General features: G+C 58.3%; 18 protein-coding genes and 1 tRNA gene. 15 read left to right on the top strand and 4 right to left on the bottom strand.

Annotation, left to right across the window (positions count from 1 at the left end; genetic code table 11):
* Positions 1-385: 385 nt before the first annotated feature.
* From GOV80_RS21270 to GOV80_RS21260, 3 genes are all read left to right on the top strand, one after another.
* Positions 386-979, top strand: coding sequence for a recombinase family protein (locus GOV80_RS21270; protein WP_170787594.1), 594 nt, complete (start codon positions 386-388; stop codon positions 977-979).
* A gap of 243 nt (positions 980-1,222) precedes the next feature.
* Positions 1,223-1,480, top strand: coding sequence for a hypothetical protein (locus GOV80_RS21265; protein WP_170787592.1), 258 nt, complete (start codon positions 1,223-1,225; stop codon positions 1,478-1,480).
* A gap of 312 nt (positions 1,481-1,792) precedes the next feature.
* Positions 1,793-2,746, top strand: coding sequence for a tyrosine-type recombinase/integrase (locus GOV80_RS21260; protein ID WP_170787590.1), 954 nt, complete (start codon positions 1,793-1,795; stop codon positions 2,744-2,746).
* A 101-nt stretch (positions 2,747-2,847) separates the two neighbouring features.
* Here GOV80_RS21260 and GOV80_RS21255 read toward each other — a convergent pair.
* The 4 genes from GOV80_RS21255 to GOV80_RS21240 form a co-directional block, all read right to left on the bottom strand.
* Positions 2,848-2,924 (bottom strand) — tRNA-Arg (locus GOV80_RS21255).
* Positions 2,925-2,988: 64 nt separating this feature from the next.
* Positions 2,989-4,371, bottom strand: a complete 1,383-nt coding sequence (locus tag GOV80_RS21250; RefSeq protein ID WP_336510186.1) for a sensor histidine kinase — start codon at positions 4,369-4,371, stop codon at positions 2,989-2,991.
* 18 nt (positions 4,372-4,389) lie between these two features.
* Positions 4,390-5,808 carry a dihydrolipoyl dehydrogenase family protein gene (locus GOV80_RS21245; RefSeq protein ID WP_170787589.1) on the bottom strand — a complete coding sequence of 473 codons (1,419 nt, stop codon included), beginning with the start codon at positions 5,806-5,808 and terminating at the stop codon, positions 4,390-4,392.
* Positions 5,809-5,812: 4 nt separating this feature from the next.
* Positions 5,813-6,544 carry a TVP38/TMEM64 family protein gene (locus GOV80_RS21240; protein ID WP_170787587.1) on the bottom strand — a complete coding sequence of 244 codons (732 nt, stop codon included), beginning with the start codon at positions 6,542-6,544 and terminating at the stop codon, positions 5,813-5,815.
* A gap of 296 nt (positions 6,545-6,840) precedes the next feature.
* Between GOV80_RS21240 and rpmH the strand changes: the two genes are divergently transcribed.
* The 12 genes from rpmH to GOV80_RS21180 all read left to right on the top strand — a co-directional run bounded on the left by rpmH (position 6,841) and on the right by GOV80_RS21180 (position 17,319).
* Positions 6,841-6,975 (top strand): 50S ribosomal protein L34, encoded by a 135-nt coding sequence (rpmH, locus tag GOV80_RS21235; RefSeq protein ID WP_005980833.1) that lies wholly within the window; start codon positions 6,841-6,843, stop codon positions 6,973-6,975.
* A 26-nt stretch (positions 6,976-7,001) separates the two neighbouring features.
* Positions 7,002-7,424 carry a ribonuclease P protein component gene (gene rnpA / locus GOV80_RS21230; RefSeq protein ID WP_170787585.1) on the top strand — a complete coding sequence of 141 codons (423 nt, stop codon included), beginning with the start codon at positions 7,002-7,004 and terminating at the stop codon, positions 7,422-7,424.
* The gene (gene yidD / locus GOV80_RS21225; protein WP_170773663.1) at positions 7,421-7,657 is read left to right on the top strand and encodes a membrane protein insertion efficiency factor YidD; all 237 of its coding nucleotides are present in this window, start codon (positions 7,421-7,423) and stop codon (positions 7,655-7,657) included. The genes rnpA and yidD overlap by 4 nt, the downstream gene beginning before the upstream one ends.
* 42 nt (positions 7,658-7,699) lie before the next feature.
* The gene (locus tag GOV80_RS21220) at positions 7,700-9,316 is read left to right on the top strand and encodes an acyl-CoA dehydrogenase family protein (RefSeq protein WP_170787583.1); all 1,617 of its coding nucleotides are present in this window, start codon (positions 7,700-7,702) and stop codon (positions 9,314-9,316) included.
* A 44-nt stretch (positions 9,317-9,360) separates the two neighbouring features.
* Positions 9,361-10,254, top strand: a complete 894-nt coding sequence (gene ttcA, locus GOV80_RS21215; protein ID WP_170787581.1) for a tRNA 2-thiocytidine(32) synthetase TtcA — start codon at positions 9,361-9,363, stop codon at positions 10,252-10,254.
* A 71-nt stretch (positions 10,255-10,325) separates the two neighbouring features.
* Positions 10,326-11,858 (top strand): putative bifunctional diguanylate cyclase/phosphodiesterase, encoded by a 1,533-nt coding sequence (locus tag GOV80_RS21210; protein ID WP_170787579.1) that lies wholly within the window; start codon positions 10,326-10,328, stop codon positions 11,856-11,858.
* 123 nt (positions 11,859-11,981) lie between these two features.
* Positions 11,982-13,811, top strand: a complete 1,830-nt coding sequence (gene yidC, locus GOV80_RS21205; RefSeq protein WP_170787577.1) for a membrane protein insertase YidC — start codon at positions 11,982-11,984, stop codon at positions 13,809-13,811.
* Complete coding sequence (locus GOV80_RS21200) at positions 13,808-14,545, top strand: MOSC domain-containing protein (protein ID WP_170787575.1); 738 nt, start codon at positions 13,808-13,810, stop codon at positions 14,543-14,545. The genes yidC and GOV80_RS21200 overlap by 4 nt, the downstream gene beginning before the upstream one ends.
* Complete coding sequence (yihA, locus tag GOV80_RS21195) at positions 14,542-15,195, top strand: ribosome biogenesis GTP-binding protein YihA/YsxC (RefSeq protein ID WP_170787573.1); 654 nt, start codon at positions 14,542-14,544, stop codon at positions 15,193-15,195. Before GOV80_RS21200 ends, yihA begins: the two co-directional genes overlap by 4 nt.
* Before the next feature lie 60 nt (positions 15,196-15,255).
* Positions 15,256-16,119, top strand: a complete 864-nt coding sequence (gene argB, locus GOV80_RS21190) for an acetylglutamate kinase (protein ID WP_170787571.1) — start codon at positions 15,256-15,258, stop codon at positions 16,117-16,119.
* Between the two features lie 19 nt (positions 16,120-16,138).
* Positions 16,139-16,825 (top strand): ferredoxin, encoded by a 687-nt coding sequence (locus GOV80_RS21185; RefSeq protein ID WP_170787569.1) that lies wholly within the window; start codon positions 16,139-16,141, stop codon positions 16,823-16,825.
* Positions 16,822-17,319 carry a SixA phosphatase family protein gene (locus tag GOV80_RS21180; RefSeq protein WP_170787567.1) on the top strand — a complete coding sequence of 166 codons (498 nt, stop codon included), beginning with the start codon at positions 16,822-16,824 and terminating at the stop codon, positions 17,317-17,319. Before GOV80_RS21185 ends, GOV80_RS21180 begins: the two co-directional genes overlap by 4 nt.
* The last annotated feature ends 3 nt before the right edge of the window (positions 17,320-17,322 follow it).

The raw sequence follows: 17,322 nt of genomic DNA, 5'->3' as shown, positions 1-17,322 counted from the left end.
TATAGACAACGCAGAACACCAAGACGCAAAAACGAACGACTTTTTCAACGACATCGGCTCAATGCGGTCATCCGACCATTGCCGTCTGCTTTCCATCCGATGTGTTGTGAGGTGGCCGACTTCCAAATAACAACAATAACAACACTTATAACCCCCGCTTTTTGAAGTCGCTTTCCGAAACCCCCGCCCCCTCTTCATTCTGAAGTGAATTCTCTTTGGCCAACTGCCCAGCGCAATAAGGCTTCCCAACCGCTGCCGATAGACCGTGCCCATGTGTCAGCCTCAGAGCGTGGCGCTAATGTCTGTCTATGGAGTCGGTTTCGACTTTTGGCAGACACCCTGCCACAACTTCTAAAACATCATTGGCAGACAAGGAGACCATCACATGATGATCGGATATGCTCGCACCTCGACACTAGAACAGAAAGCATCCCTAGAGGCTCAGAGAGAGTCACTGAGGGGCGTTGGGTGCGAAAAGGTGTACGAGGAACAGATAAGTTCCGTGGCCCCCAGAGAGTCCCTCAACGCCGCTATGGAGTTCTGCCGGGAGGGCGACGTTCTGGTTGTGACCAAACTGGATCGCCTGGCCCGGTCTGTGAAACATCTCGGCGAAATTGTGGACGACCTAGAAGCTAGGAACATTGGCCTTCGGGTGCTGAACCTTGGCTTGGATACGTCAAATGCTACCGGGAAACTGATGCTGAATGTTCTGGGTTCCGTGGCTCAGTTTGAACGGGAGATGATGCTGGAACGCCAACAGGAAGGCATCGCCAAGGCCAAGGCGTTGGGCAAGTATAAAGGCAGAAAACCGACTGCCCGTATGAAAAAGGATGCAGTGCTGGACCACTTGGCCCTAGGTCACAGCAAAAGGGAAACCGCTGCACTACTGGGGATTTCCGAGCGATCCGTTTATCGAATTGTCGCTGAATACCAAACTCAGGGTTTGTGTACGGAGAATGCCGGCCAATCAGCAATTTAGTGGAGAGTTAGCTTGGTAGACGCACAACCCTTACCTATTGCCTCACCTATGACGTGTTCAGGCTACAATCGAGCAGGATATGTTAGATACATACTAGGACTTACAAAACTTCTCTGCGATAACACCGCGAGAACAGATGGAAGAATTGAGATGCTCTCGGAAAAGCGAAAAGAGAAAAACAAAAGCAATCTGGGAAAGCGCCTTAAGGACGCAAGAACCGCCGCAGGGTTCACCCAGAAAGCAATGGCCGACGAACTTGGCATCGAATACTACACGATGGTCAGTCAAATGGAGTTGGGCTACATCAGCATCCCTGCGACGCTTTGGGGGCCGATTGCTGACGTTCTGAAGATGGACAAGTCAGAGTGGGTCTTGCTCTGCCTGAACGAGTACCAACCAGAACTCTATCGTGCATTGTTCGAAAATCGCAGTCGCCGTGAAGTCACCAAGTTCTTGACATTGTTGCGAAAAGGGCAACTAGAGAACACCCTGTCCGACTAACAACATACGTGGCCGAACAAATCAGCTTGACCATCATATATGGAGTTACTAAACACTCCACCCGAAACTAGCGATGAGGATGAATGTCACCAGAATCGAACAAGATACAAGAGTATAGCCAACAGAAAGTATGGAGTTACTAAATACTTCTCCTGAAATATCCAACAGGCATCACGCCGCAAATAGAAAGATCATCTGATGCAAATCTACAAAAGGCCCAATTCAACCTTCTATTACTACAGATTCATAGTGAACCATCGTGAGTATAGAGGCTCAACCAAACGTCGGGACAAAGCCGGGGCTAATCGCGTCATGATGGCCGAATACCATCGCATCATGGACATACGTCAGCATGGAGAGAAACCCGAGGTCACGCTTCGTGACGCGTTTCAACATTGTGTGGACAGCGTGAAAGACAAGGCCAAGGCAACCCATGACAGTTATCAGAACAGCATGAACAAGTTGCTGGGGCTGCGAGAGCGCTTCCAAGGCTTGTGGACTTTGGATCAAGGCAGGTTCATGTCCGACCTTTCTGATGACGATCTGGAAGATCACCTTCAAGCCCGATTGGACGAAGGATTTAGCCAGAACAGCATCAACATCGAAGTTCGGTTTATGAAGAGAGCATGGAACCTCTGCCGGAAGAAGCACAAGGTCAACCATGACATAACCTTCGTGTTGCCTAAAGGCTTCGTCAAATGTCGCTCCCTGTCAGAAGCAGAAGAACGAACGGTCATTGACTACTGCATTGCCAAACAGACCGAATACCCCGACGCCTCAGCATGGTCGAAGGCCCATGACCTATTCATTTACCTGATTGACACGGGGGTTCGCCTTCGAGAAGCGACACTGGTCGATTGGGGGGCCATCGACATGCGGGAGCGCTATATCGACAACTACAACTTCAAAACCAAGAAGGAGGTCTTTGTCCCCATTTCTGACCGCCTGTTTGAGGTGTTGTCCTCGCTGCAAAACCAACCCCAGCCTTTCGTCAGTATGGACAGGGCCATCAAAAACCTAAGGCGAGCCATCACTGAATGCTGTCCTTCAAGCCTCCGTGTTTTGGCTACCCAAGGCAAGGCAACGATCCATTCCTGCCGGGACACCTATGCTACGCGGATGCTGAACAACGGCATGAGGCTGGAAGAAGTCTCTCACCTTCTGGGTCATGCAACCATTGTCCAGACTCAGAAGTACGCCAAGTTCGCCAAGAAGGAAGTAGCTGATAAAGCACGGCAAATGCTCAACGCACGTAAAGTCGCCTGATAAAAAAAAGACATGGCACACTATCGGGAACAGTATGGAGTTACTATACAACCAATGGCACCCAAAGCACCACATAAGTTACTGATTTTGTTGGATACCAATGGCGGACCGAGGAGGATTCGAACCCCCGACCCCTTGATTCGTAGTCAAGTACTCTATCCAGCTGAGCTATCGGTCCGCGTTGGTGAGGCGCTATTTAGACCTCGTGTTCGGGACGTGCAAGCCGATTCTGCAAAAATATTTTAAAAAGTCACATCGCCCCGCGGCAGGCGAATTTCAAAGGTAGTCCCCATCGGGCCCGTCTCGGCCAGAACGAGGTCGCCGCCGTGACCGCGCACCAATTCCTGCGAAATTGCCAGACCCAGGCCCGAGCCGCCTTTGCGCACGCCACCCTGAAAGGGCGTGAACAGGTTTTCGCGGGCCTTGGGCGGCAATCCCGGTCCGTTATCCCGTATCTCGATGCACCAGTTCGTTTCATATTCACATCCGGCAATCGTGATTCTACCGGGCTTCCCAGCGGCCACAAGCGCCTGACGCGCATTGCGCACAAGGTTCATGATCACCCGGAAAATTTGTTCGGGATCTGCACGAGCGATCAGATCCTCGGGTAGTTCGTTGACGATCTCGACGCACCCGCCTGCGACGGCCAACTGCTCGCTTGCAACGACATCGTCTGCGACGGCGCGCATGGGGACCATCGTCAGCGTGGGGGCCGGTTCCTCGGCCCGGCCAAAGGCCAGCGTGCTTTCGCACAATGACACCGCGCGGGTGATCGAGTTCACCAGCTTAGGCGCCATGCGACGGACCAAAGGATCATCACTGGATTCAATCCGGTCTGTGAAAAGTTGGGCCGAGGTCAGGATATTGCGCAAATCGTGGCTGACCTTGGCCACCGCCCCGCCCAGTTGCGCCAGACGCTCGCGCTGTTTCAGCGCGTGGGTCAGTTCGGTCTGCATCTGTTGCAACGCTTCCTCGGCCTCACGCAGCTCGGTCACCTTGGAATTGGGCGAGATGATCCCGCGCGCGTCCTCGGGCGCGCCGGCATAGCGCTGCATGTAGCCAACCACGCCCTTGATCGGCTTCACCAGAACTACGCGCACGGCAAGGAACAGGAAAAAGGCGGTGATGATTGAGATCACGAAAGACAGCCCGAGAATGCGCAGCCCGTAATCGGTCATCGCCATGCGCAAAGGCATACTGTCGGTGGTCACTTCGATCAACAGACCGGCGCCCTTGACCGGCTCACCAATCACACGGATTACTTCGTTTTCCGGAGTGAACAAACGCGCGACCGCATCGCGGATCAATATCCACGGGGTTGCGTCGCGCAGGTCATAAGTTTTGGTGATCTGTTCAGGGATGGGGGAAGACAGCATCAGCTGCCGCACTTCATCGCGACGCAAAACAACGTTGTAGACGCCCGCATTGGCCAGCAACTCGGCCTCGAGATCATCGGCCAGCATGTCATCGGCCAACAGCGCCAGCGACGCGATCTGGGCGCGCTCTAGCCGGTTCAACAAAAAATCTTCGCGGAACCGCGCTATCGAGGGGACAAAAATCAGGATCTCGGCCAACATGACGAAGACCGTGGTCAGGATCAGAAATCGGCCCGACAGCGAGTTCACTTTGTACTCTCCTCCCAGTCAGGGCAGCCAGCGCTGGACGAACCCGACCACTCGTTTAACTGTCTGATTCTCAAACAGCCTTGGCGAGAAATAGGCACCCGCCACGCGTTTGTTAAGCTCTCCGATCGTCGGATAAGGCGAAACCATCGCGGCGATCTGTCCCATCTTCAGGTTATTCGCCAAGGCCAGCGACCACAAGTTGATCAATTCCCCCGCCTGATGCCCTACGATTGTGGCCCCCACGGGTCGGCCTCTTACGACCATGACCTTAATGAATCCTTTCGTTTTGCGCTCGGATATGGCGCGGTCGTTGTGGTGGTAGTCAAAGCGCGCGATTTCCACCTTGTCGCCATGCTGCGTGCGAGCCTGCGCCTCAGTCAGACCAACCTGAGCCAGTTCGGGGTCGGTATAGGTGGCCCAAGGGATATGCGCGGTTTTCGCCTTGGAGGGCAGACCGAACAGGGCCGAGCGGATGATGATGCCCGCGTGATACCCCGCGACATGAGTGAATTGCAGCCCACCTGCAACGTCGCCGATGGCATAGACCTTTTTATTCGTGGTGCGCAGCGCGTCGTCGACTTTGATGCCGTTTCGTATTGGCTCAATCCCGGCCGCCTCAAGGTTCAGGCGATCAGTATTGGCCTTGCGCCCAGCGGCCAGTAACAAGTGCGAGCCGGTATAGATCTGGCCCGTCTCGGTCACGACCTCGACCTTTCCGTCCGCGCCGCGAATCTGTGCCACCATGGCTTGTTCATGAATTTCGATGCCCTCCGCGCGCAACGAATCCAGCACGATCTCTGCCGCCTCAGGGTCGTCCTTGCCCAGAGCCTGCATCCCCTCGATCACGGTGACTTTGCAGCCCAGTCGGATATGCGCCTGTGCCATCTCCATCCCGATGGGGCCGCCGCCGATGATCAGCAGATGCTCGGGCTTGTCGCGCAGATCGAAGATCGTCTCGTTGGTGTAGTATGGCATCTGATCCAGGCCAGGTATCGGGGGCACCAGTGGCGAGGAACCTGTCGCAATCACGACACGCCGTGCAGAGATCAGATTGTCACCCGCCTGCACCTGCGTGGGCGAGACGAACTGACCATATTCGCGGATCACCTTGACGCCGAAGCCTTCAAACCGGTCCTGACTGTCCATCGGTTCAATCTGCGCGATCACGTCATGGACATGGTCTTTTGCGGCGGCGTAGTTAACCTGCGGCACCACATCCGCGACGCCCAATGCCGAGGCATGCGCCTGCCCGTAAGCCGCCTTGCCGCTGGCGATCAGCGCCTTCGAGGGCACGCAGCCAAAGTTCAGGCAATCTCCGCCCATCTTGTGACCCTCCAGCAGGATCACATCCGCGCCCATCTGGCTGGCCCCGGCAGCCACCGACAAGCCACCCGACCCAGCGCCAATGACCAGGATATCCGTCTTCAATTCTTGCATAAGATCAGGCGTCCTTTTTGCCGCGCAGGGCTTTGATCAGGATGGGCAACGCCGCAAGCATACACAAGCCAATGATGGGTCCGATCACGAACGGCTCCCACAGCAGGGACACGTCAGGCGTCTCACCCCGGTCAAACACGCCACCCAGACCAACACCGATCCAAGTGTAAACGATGCCGCCCGGAATAATGCCCAGCGCGGTGGTGAACAGGAAATTTCGGAATTTGACGCCCACCAGTGCTGGCACCAGATTGGCCACAAAGAACGGCACCACCGGTACGAGGCGCAACAGGAACAGGACCGAGATTTCATTCTCGCGCAGCCCGTCCTTCAGCTTTTTGACCGTCCCTTCGGATGACTCCAGCTTGGCGGTCAGAGATTCGCCCAACCCCCATCGCGCCGCCAAAAAGATCGCCGATGCGCCAATGGTGGCCGCAAACACGTTGAACACGGTGCCTGCAAATAAGCCGAACAGGAACCCTCCGGTCATCGAGGCTACAGCGGCGCCCGGCAGTGAAAAGGCAACGATCACGATATAGATCACCACGAATGCACCTGCCATGGCCCAGTAATTTGCATCTCGCCATGCCAGCAGGGATTCGCGGTTATCGCGCAGGGTCTCAAAGGTCAGGTAATCGCCCAAGGTGAAGAACCCCGCCACCGCAACGGCAAGGATCACCAGCAAGGGAATATGGCGCGCAAGCCCGCTGCGCGGGGCCTGTGTTGTATCGCTCATGTCTGTGTCCGGTTTTGTGCGTTTCATCTGCACACAACATGCGCTGTCCAGTGCCTGCGCAACAGGCCCCTCACGCGGCGTTGATCTTGACCGCAGGGAATGTGACGGAATAAAAGGGCAACACTGTCATTTTGAAACGTTTGTCCCGGTGGGATACCAGAATTGTTGCAAAAGGCGACAAAACCCCCACCTAAGGGTTTGACTTACCCCCCGCCACCCAGTAGAGGACGGGCTTCGAACACTAGGGCAAGGCGAATCTGCGCCGCACCCGACCGCTATAGATTGGAGACGGAGCGATGAAACGCACCTATCAGCCTTCGAACCTGGTTCGCAAACGCCGCCACGGTTTCCGCGCGCGCATGGCCACCAAGGCCGGCCGCAAAATCCTGAACGCACGTCGCGCACGCGGCCGCAAGTCGCTGAGCGCGTAAGCCGCTCGACCTTTCAGGTTATGAACATGACGCCGCCGGAGGCCCCTGAGGATGGTACCTACCAGCCCAGCAAGCCTCCGGCGGCGTCCGTTTGCGTGCCTGAACCTTTGATCATTCTCAAAAAGCGATCCGATTTCCTGAAGGCCGCCCGCGCGCGGCGGCAGGGGACGTCGTCGATGATGGTTCAGGCCCGCAAGCGCACCCCGGACGAAGGGTCGGGGATTCGCGTGGGTTTTACCTGCTCCAAGAAGGTGGGCAATGCCGTCGCCCGCAACCGCGCCAAACGCCGCCTGCGCGAGGCCGCACGCGCCGTTCTGCCGGTACTGGGTCACGACGGTTGGGACTATGTCCTGATTGGCCGCGCCGAGGTGACGGCGAATCGCCCCTATGACGCGCTGCTGGGCGATCTGCGCTATGCGCTGCGCAAAATCCATAGTGACCGGAAATGACCCCGCTGGCGCGCGTCTTTGCCCTGCCTGTCAAGGCCTATCGCCTGATCTTCAGCCCTTGGGTTGGCCATAATTGCCGCTATCAACCTACCTGCTCGGCCTATGCGCTTGAAGCGCTAGAAAAGCACGGGGCCATCAAAGGCGCCTGGCTGACCGCGCGCCGTATTGGCCGATGTCATCCGTGGGGCGGTACCGGATATGACCCAGTGCCAGATGAGTCCGACCATCGCTAAGTCAGGCTTGACCAGACGGGTTGCGGGCGGAACACTCAGCCCATGACCACACCCGCCCGCGATACCCTGCCAACCCATGAAGTGACCAACCAACCAACCGATCGCGATCCAATCAACCTATGGGCTGCGGACCCTGTGCTGCAAGAGTGTGTGACCCGTGCCAAAGGGTGTTCCGAGCCGCTTGCCCGATATGGCAAAACTTTGGGAATGCCCGAGATCCACGAGGCGGCGCGCGCGGCCAATGCGCACCCGCCGCACCTGCGCCTGTTCGATAGCGGTGGGCGACGGCTGGACGAGGTTCGCTTTCACCTCGCCTATCACCAGTTGATGCAACTAAGCCAAAGCGCCGGATACGCCGCACTACCGTGGAATGACGAACCCGGCGGCCACTCGACCCATGCCGCTATGGTATATATGGCCAGTCAGGTCGAGCCCAGTCATTGCTGCCCCCTGACGATGACCTATGCTGCGGTACCTGCATTGAACACCGACGCCAGTATCGCCAAGCTCTGGGTGCCGAAACTGACCGCGCATACTTACGATCCTACAATCCGGCCCATAGCGCAGAAACACAGCGCTACGTTGGGTATGGCGATGACTGAAAAACAAGGTGGATCGGATATCCGCGCCAATACCACCACCGCCACGCGGGACGGCGATCATTGGCGGTTGCGCGGTCACAAATGGTTCTGCTCGGCCCCGATGTCTGACGGATTCCTGACCCTGGCGCAGGCCCCCGGCGGGCTGACCTGTTTCCTTGTGCCACGCTGGCTAGAGGGCGAACGCAACGCCATCCACCTCATGCGCCTGAAAGACAAGTTGGGCAACCGCGCCAACGCCTCGGCCGAGATCGAGTATCACGATGCTCTGGCCTATCAGTTAGGGGACGAGGGCGCGGGCATTCGCACGATCCTTGAGATGGTGCATCACACGCGGCTGGACACCGCGATGGCCCCTGCCGGGTTGATGCGCACGGCCCTGTCCGAGGCGCATCATTGGGTGAGCCACCGAAGCGCCTTTCAACGCCGCCTGATCGACCAACCCCTGATGCGCGTGGTGCTGGCCGATCTAGCGCTGGATTGGCAGGGCGCAGTGACCCTTGGGATGCGCGTGGCCCAAGCCTTTGACGGGCAAACCCCGGAAGACCGCGCCTTTGCCCGCATCGGCGTGGCGCTGGCCAAGTTCCTCAACAACAAACGCTGCCCCGTGGTCGTGGTCGAAGCGATGGAGATACTGGGCGGCATGGGGTACGTCGAGGATACGCCCCTGCCCCTGCTATACCGCGAAGCACCCCTGAATGGCATCTGGGAGGGGTCCGGCAATGTGATCTGCCTTGATATTCTGCGGACATTGGCGCGTGAACCTTTGGCCGCCGAAGTGCTGCGCGCCGAAATGGACGCAGCAAAAGGCGTGGATCGAGGATATGATGCGGCCCTGCGGGATCATAGAGAACGCTGGCCTGACCTCCCGTCCGAGGCTGAGGCCCGCTGGTTTGCGGAACGCACCGCTCTGCTGCTGACGGCCTCACTGCTGTTGCGCCACGCCCCGCCTGCCGTGGCCGATGGGTTCATCGCGACGCGCTTGACCGGCGACAGCGGTCGGGTGCCCGGGTCGGTTCGAGGATTGGACACCGAAGCCCTGTTGGCCCGCCTCGGCTAAGCGCCGCCCTTGCCCGGTTGCAGCAACTATTGTAGGGGCTGCGCATGTTTGACGAAGCTGACGATATCCACCCGCTCTTTGCCGGTGCGCCCTCGACCACCGAGTTCAAGAAGCTGCGTAAGCGCATTGTGCGCCAAACCCGCGAAGCCATCGAGCAATACGGGATGGTGGACCCGTCGGCCCATGACAAAGACGGCAAACCGCCGCGATGGTTGGTCTGCCTGTCCGGCGGCAAGGACAGCTATACCCTGCTGGCAGTTCTATACGAGTTGAAATGGCGCGGCTTGCTGCCCGTCGATCTGCTGGCCTGCAATCTGGATCAGGGTCAACCCGGCTTTCCGGCCACCGTTCTGCCCGAGTTTCTGAACCGCATGGGCGTACCTCACCGGATCGAATATCAAGACACCTATTCCGTCGTGATGGACAAGGTTCCGCAAGGTCGGACTTATTGCGCGCTGTGCTCGCGCTTGCGCCGGGGCAACTTGTACCGCATCGCACGGGAAGAGGGATGCTCGGCCGTGGTGCTGGGACATCACCGCGACGATATCCTCGAGACATTTTTCATGAACCTCTTCCACGGTGGGCGTCTGGCCACGATGCCGCCGAAACTGGTGAATGAAGAGGGCGACTTGTTCGTCTACCGCCCGCTGGCCCATGTGGCCGAGGCCGATTGCGAGAAATTTGCCAACGCGATGAACTATCCCATTATCCCCTGCGATCTCTGCGGCAGTCAGGACGGGCTACAGCGCCAACAAGTGAAACAGATTCTGGATCAGTGGGAAAAGAACAGCCCCGGTCGCCGACAGGTGATGTTCCGCGCCCTGACCAACGCTCGGCCTTCGCATCTGCTGGACCCGAAATTGTTCGATTTTCAAGGCCTTGCGTTGCGCCCCGGCAAAAATGACGAAAATTCGGATGAAATTCCGCGTCTGCGTTAACGTCTGACTCAGAATGGTTTTCTACGGTTTTCCCAAGCGTGCGATGCCCAAGGGAAAGGCCCGGAACACCAATGTGGAAACGTATCCCGGTTGAAAAAGCTCTCAATGTTCTGACCACCGCCCTCAGCGGCCCGCCCGCGCTGGCCTTTGCCCCTGCGATCAGCCTGGCCGCGTTCTGGATGGGGGGAGAGCGGGCTTTGGTTACTGTGGCTTTGACCCTGCCGCTTTTACTGGCGGCATTTTCCGCGCTGGCCACAACACCCGGCGACCAAACCGTGCCCAGCGGGTTGATCCCGCTCGACAGCTTTGCCGCAGGGATGGAGGGGTTTTTCAGGTCCACTGCCACCACGCGTGACGATTCGGCTTGCCTTATTGTGGCGCTGGACGGGTACATTGAATTCGAGGATTTGCACGGCAACGCAGCGACGGCACATGTGGTTGATCAGTTCCGCAGCCGGATGCTGTCGGTGATCCGCGCTCATGATATCGCCGCCCGGCTGGATGAGGACAAAATCGTAGTCGGGCTAAACCCGTCCAAGCATCTTGATCTTGAAGCTTGCATCCAAATGTCGGGGCGCATTCAAGCCACTATCGAAGAACCCGTGGTGCTGAACGGCACTGGCATTTACCTGTCTTGCTCGATCGGGTTCAGCCTGTTGTCCAGCATCCGGAATGATGGGTTTGAGGCGTGGATTGATGCTGCCTCAGCCGCTTTGGATGAGGCGCAAAGAAATGGCCCCTCGACCATCCGCGCCTATTCAAGCGAAACGCGGCGCCGCTCACGCATCCGGGCCAACCTGCGGCGCGAGTTTGATGCCGCATTGGATAGTGGCGAGATTCGACCCTGGTTTCAGCCCCAGATTTCGACGGATACCGGCCGCGTCACCGGGTTCGAGGCGCTGGCACGTTGGGAGCATCCGCAAAAAGGCGTGCTGAGCCCGCATGTATTTCTTCCTTTTGCCGAACAGGCGGGTCTGATGGAGCGTTTTGGTCAAACCATGCGCCACCACGCCTTCGCCGCCATGCGTCAATGGGACAATGCCGAGATCGTCGTGCCCCGGATCGGCGTGAATTTCTCCTCAGATGAGCTGCGCGACCCAGCGTTGATCGACCGGCTGAAATGGGAGCTGGACCAAAACGACCTGACCCCTGACCGGTTGGCCATTGAAGTGCTGGAAACCGTCTTCTCGCGCCGACCCGACGACGTGATTACCCGCAACCTGACTAGCCTGTCGAAACTGGGGTGCTGCATTGATTTGGATGATTTCGGGACGGGACATGCCTCAATCGCGTCGATCAAGCGCTTTGATGTTTCTCGGATCAAGATCGACCGCTCTTTTGTGGCCAAGGCAGATCGGGATGCCAGCCAGCAGCAGCTGGTCAGCGCCATCTTGACCATGGCCGAGCGGCTGAACGTTGAAACTCTGGCCGAAGGGGTCGAAACGCCGGGCGAACACGCACTGATGGCACAACTGGGCTGCAACCATGTTCAGGGCTTCGGGATTGGCAAGCCCATGCCCTTCGAAAACACGTTCGACTGGATCATGACCCATCAGAACAAGCTGAACGGTGTGCCCAAGATTGGTCGCAAAGCCGGCCCGTAAACGTGAAATTGCGCCACAAATACACACTCCGCGACGGTTTGACGGGCGAATCCGCTTGACCTTTGGGGCTGCACTCTGTTGAACCCACCGGGTGTGTTTCACTGCTTAAGGTGGCTGTCCCAGATGGACGATCAGAACAAGAATCTCATCCTCGCAACCGCGCTCAGCTTTCTCGTGATCCTCGTTTGGTTCGTGCTGTTCCCGCCGCCGGAACAAACGACACTGCCAGATCAGGCCGAGATCAGCGCCACCGACGCTACCGAGGTTCAGACGCCCAACGCGACAGATGCAGGCACGACAGGCGAGGCAACAGCCGCAGCGGAAGAAACACTGCCTGATGCCGAAGCACCGCGCATTGCGATCGACACACCGCGCCTGGAAGGCAGCCTATCCCTGTCTGGTGGCCGCATCGATGAGTTATTCCTGAAGGACTACAAAGTCTCGATCGAAGAAGGCGCACCGATTGTGGAGCTACTGTCCCCGGTCGGATCGGAATCGGCCTATTATGCGTTGTACGGCTGGGCGCCTGGCGCAGGTGTTGCAGGCACCGATGTTCCGGGGCCCAATACGCTGTGGACGCTGGAAAGCGGTGAGACGTTGGGCGTCGACACGCCGGTCACTCTGAAATGGGATAATGGCAACGGCCTGACCTTCCGCCGGACCATCTCGGTGGACGAGAACTATATGTTCGACGTTACCCAATCGGTGGAAAACAACACGCAGGCCGAAGTGGGCATGGCCCCCTATGGCATCCTAGCCCGTCACGGGATCGGCGAAGATGGCGATTTGCCCGGTCTCAAGAACTTCTTCATCCTGCACGAGGGCGTCATGGTCATGGCCGATGGCGTGCTGGACGAGATCGACTATGGCGATGTCCGCGACTTTGACATCGACCCGAATGAACGTGCGCAGGCCGAGGTGTTTCAGGTCAAGGAAGGCGGCTGGGTTGGCTTCACCGATCACTACTGGATGACCACCCTGATCCCCGAAGAAGGATCGGCCTTCAAAGCCGCCGCCAAATACGATGCGCGCCGCAAGATTTACCAAACCGAAACCGTTCTTCCGACATTGTCTGTAGCCCCCGGCGCGACTGAAGAGGTTACGACCCGTCTGTTCGCGGGCGCCAAGGAATGGGAAACCATTCGCGAATATCAGGCTGAAGGCGTTCAGAAGTTCATCGACAGCATCGACTGGGGCTGGTTCTATTTCCTGACCAAGCCGATCTTCTGGCTGCTGCACAACATCAATGCGCTGATTGGCAACATGGGCTGGTCGATCATCGGCCTGACGTTGATCATTAAAGCCATCTTGTTCCCGCTGGCGTTCAAATCCTACGTCTCGATGGCGAAGATGAAGGAGCTGCAGCCGCAGATGGAGGCCCTGAAAGAGGCCGCAGGCGACGACCGCCAGAAGATGCAGCAAGGCATGATGGAGCTGTACAAGAAGGAAAAGGTAAACCCCGCCGCGGGCTGTTTGCCAATCCTGTTGCAGATCCCGATCTTCTTCTCGCTGTATAAGGTGATTTTCGTCACCATCGAACTGCGTCAGGCCCCATGGTTCGGCCCTTTCCAAGACCTGAGCGCGCCGGACCCGACCTCGATTATGAACCTGTTTGGCTTGTTGCCCTGGGCGGCGCCGCAACCTGAAAGCTTCATGGCGCTGATCTTCATCGGTATCTTGCCATTGCTTCTGGGTATCTCGATGTGGCTGCAACAGAAACTGAACCCGGCCCCAACTGACGCGACGCAGGCGATGATCTTCGCCTGGATGCCTTGGGTCTTCATGTTCATGCTGGGTGGGTTTGCCAGCGGTCTGGTCGTCTACTGGATTGCAAACAACACGATCACTTTCACGCAGCAATACCTGATCATGCGCAGCCAGGGCTATACACCGGATGTGTTCGGCAACATCAAATCAGGCTTCAAGCGCACGCCAAAAGCGGATGACAAATGACCGGTGAAGTAACCAGCCTCTGGCGGCATCCGATCAAAAGCCATGGCCGCGAGGCCGTCCAGACCGTCACTCTGAACCCCGGGCAGACTATGCCCGGGGATCGCGTTTGGGCGGTCGCGCATGAGGCGTCCAAGGCCGATGGGTCCGAATGGGTGCCGTGCCCAAATTTCAGTCGCGGGGCCAAGGCACCGTCACTGATGGCAATCTCGGCCCGGACCGACGGTGACATCGTCACCCTCACCCATCCCGATCGCCCCGAGCTGCGCTTTCAGCCGGACACGCAGCAGGATGTCTTTCTGGATTGGGTCAAACCGTTGATGCCTGTAGACCGCGCGGCCTCGACCCGGATTGTCCGAGTGCCCGGGCGCGGCATGACCGACAGCGATTTTCCCTCGATCAGCCTGTGCAACATGGCCTCACATCGCGCGGTCGAGCAAAAACTGGGGCAGGAGCTGTCCCCCATTCGCTGGCGCGGCAATATCTGGTTCGACGGCTTGCCCCTGTGGGAAGAATTTGACTGGCTGGGCCGCGACATTCAGATCGGTCAGGCCGTTCTGCATGTGCGTGAACGGATCACCCGTTGCCTTGCGACAACTGCGAACCCGGATACCGGGCAGCGCGACGCTGACACGCTGGCGGCCCTGAACACATGGGATCATCAGGATTTTGGCGTCTATGCCGAGGTGATCCAGGGCGGCGAGGTCAAACCGGGCGACAAGGTTCAACTGCTATGAACTCCCTGGCCTTTCCTCTGGCCGAAGCGCCAGATGAGTTCGCGCAAGAGCGTGGCCGCAAACTGTTTGCAGGCGAATCCGAATTCGTCAAAGGCGTAGTCGCCATGGACGGCCTGCCCGCACCCGACCGGCTCGAGGTGTGTTTCGCGGGTCGTTCGAACGTGGGCAAGTCTAGCCTGATTAACGCGCTAACCGGCACCAAAGGATTGGCGCGTGCCTCGAACACGCCGGGCCGCACGCAAGAGATCAACTTTTTCACCCAAGGCCCCGAGCTGTATCTGGTCGACCTGCCCGGTTATGGTTACGCCAACGCTCCGGTCAAGGTAGTCGAGAAATGGCAGCGGCTGCTGAAACAATACCTGAGCGGACGTCAAACGCTGCGTCGAGCCTTTGTCCTGATCGACTCGCGCCACGGGGTGAAACCGGTCGATGCCGAGATCATGAAGCTGCTGGATACCAGCGCCGTGACCTTTCAATGCGTGATGACCAAGGCCGACAAGGTCAAGGCCAAGGATCGCGATAAGGTGCTGGAGCAGGTGCGCGGCGCGCTGTCGAAACACCCTGCCGCCTTCCCGGAGATTGTGCTGACGTCGTCCGAAAAGGGTGACGGGATTCCAACCTTGCGTTCGATCATCGCTCATCTGGAATAGCTAACCTCTTGGCAGCACCGTGCAAAGGCCCTAACACGGAACGTCAGAGGGACCTAAGCCATGAAGACACGAGATATGAACCGGGACTGGATCGCCACCGCTGCCACTTTGAACAGCGCCTTGCCGTATCTGCAACGCTATGACGGGGCAATTGTCGTCATCAAGCTGGGCGGGCACGCCATGGGCAGTGATGAAGCGATGGAAAGCTTTGCCCGCGACGTGGTGCTGATGCGTCAGGTCGGGGTGAACCCGGTGATCGTCCATGGCGGTGGTCCGATGATCAACGCGATGCTGGATAAGCTGGACATCCAGTCCGAATTTGTCGGCGGCAAGCGTGTCACTGACAAACCGACCGTGGAAGTGGTCGAGATGGTTTTGTCCGGTCTCGTGAACAAGCGCATCGTGCAGGCGATCAACGGCCAGGGCGGCACTGCCGTGGGCCTGTCGGGCAAGGATGCCAACCTGATCATCTGCGAGCAGACAGACCCTTCATTGGGGTTCGTAGGTTCTCCGTCGCAGATGGACCCGAAAATCCTACATGATCTGTTTGCCCATGACGTGATTCCAGTGATCGCGCCGTTGGGCGCTGGGCGCGAGGGTGAGACATTCAACGTCAATGGCGACACCGCCGCCGGTGCGATCGCCTCGGCGCTGAAGGCGGACCGCTTGCTGCTCCTGACCGATGTCTCGGGCGTAAAGAATGCCGCCGGAGAGGTCGTGACCGAGTTGAAAGCCGGCCAGATCCGCGAAATGACCCTGGAAGGCACGATTGCGGGCGGCATGATCCCCAAGACCGAAACCGCGCTGGACGCGCTACACAGCGGCGTGCGGGCGGTGGTCATTCTGGACGGGCGCGCGCCAAACGCGGTACTACTGGAGCTATTCACCGAGCATGGCGCCGGGTCATTGATCCGCCCTGACTGACCCAAAGAGCCAAAAAGAGATGACCGCACTTCCACCAGCCTCAGCCTATCGCACAGCGATCAGCTATGGCTGGGTGGGGCGCGTGGCGCATCAGGCAGGCCTGATCGTGATGGGCGCAACGCATCCCCGGATCAGCGAGGCCAAAGGACTGGACGGGGGCACTTTGGTGTTATTGGGTGCAGGCTCGGCCTTTTGGCCCGTTCTGAAAGCCGCACCGGAGTGGCAGGAACCTGACCCGGTGGACCAATGGTCGACCCGTGTTATTGGCCAGATGGCGCGGGATTTGGGCGCTACCGCACATTTCCCGTTTGGTGGCCCACCCTATGCACCGTTCATCGATTGGGCACTGAAATCGGGCCGCACGTTCAGCAGTCCGGTCGGCGCGCTGGTACATGATACCGTGGGCATGATGATCTCATATCGGGGTGCCCTGCATTTTGAGCAGGAATTTTACATACCCGAGGTCTCTGACCTCTCTCCCTGTACGAACTGCCCAGCCCCTTGTGTGACTTCCTGTCCGGTGGAGGCCCTAAACAGCCGCGAATTCTACAACGTGGCCGCATGCCATGACCACCTGTCCACCGTCGAAGGCCAGACCTGCATGACCGGCGGTTGTCAGGCGCGGCTGGCCTGCCCTCTGAGCGCCGGTGCAGGCCGCGACCCCGAACAATCCGCGCACCATATGCGGGCCTTTCACCCGTCATGAGCCTGACGCTGATCCTGAGCCGGCATGCAAAATCCAGTTGGGGCAATCCAACGCTTGACGATCATGACCGTCCTTTGAACAAACGAGGCCGGAAGTCCGCCCAAGCGGTTGGTGCATGGTTGCAGCAGCACAACCTTGTCCCGGACGAGGTTCTCAGCTCGACCTCAGCCCGCACGCGCGAGACCTGGGACCGGATGGGGTTGCAAGCGGAAAAAATCTGCTTTCATCGCACGCTCTATCTGGCGGAGCCCGAAGAGATGTTGATCGAATTGTCCGGGGCGACCGAGCCCACAGTGCTGATGCTGGGCCACAATCCCGGTATTGCCGAATTTGCCAGCCGTATCGTACGACGCGCGCCGGATCATGCGCGGTTTCACGACTATCCCACGGGCGCCACAACGATCATCCGCTTTGGCATCACTGATTGGGCCGACATAGACTGGCACAGCGGGGACGTTCAGGACTTCGCCATTCCGCGCGAACTGCTGGAATAGAAA

This window comes from Ruegeria lacuscaerulensis (assembly GCF_013034685.1).
GTDB lineage: Bacteria > Pseudomonadota > Alphaproteobacteria > Rhodobacterales > Rhodobacteraceae > Ruegeria > Ruegeria lacuscaerulensis_B.
The sequence above is the reverse complement of the archived record's forward strand: the minus strand, read 5'-3'. Positions and strand labels throughout refer to the sequence as shown.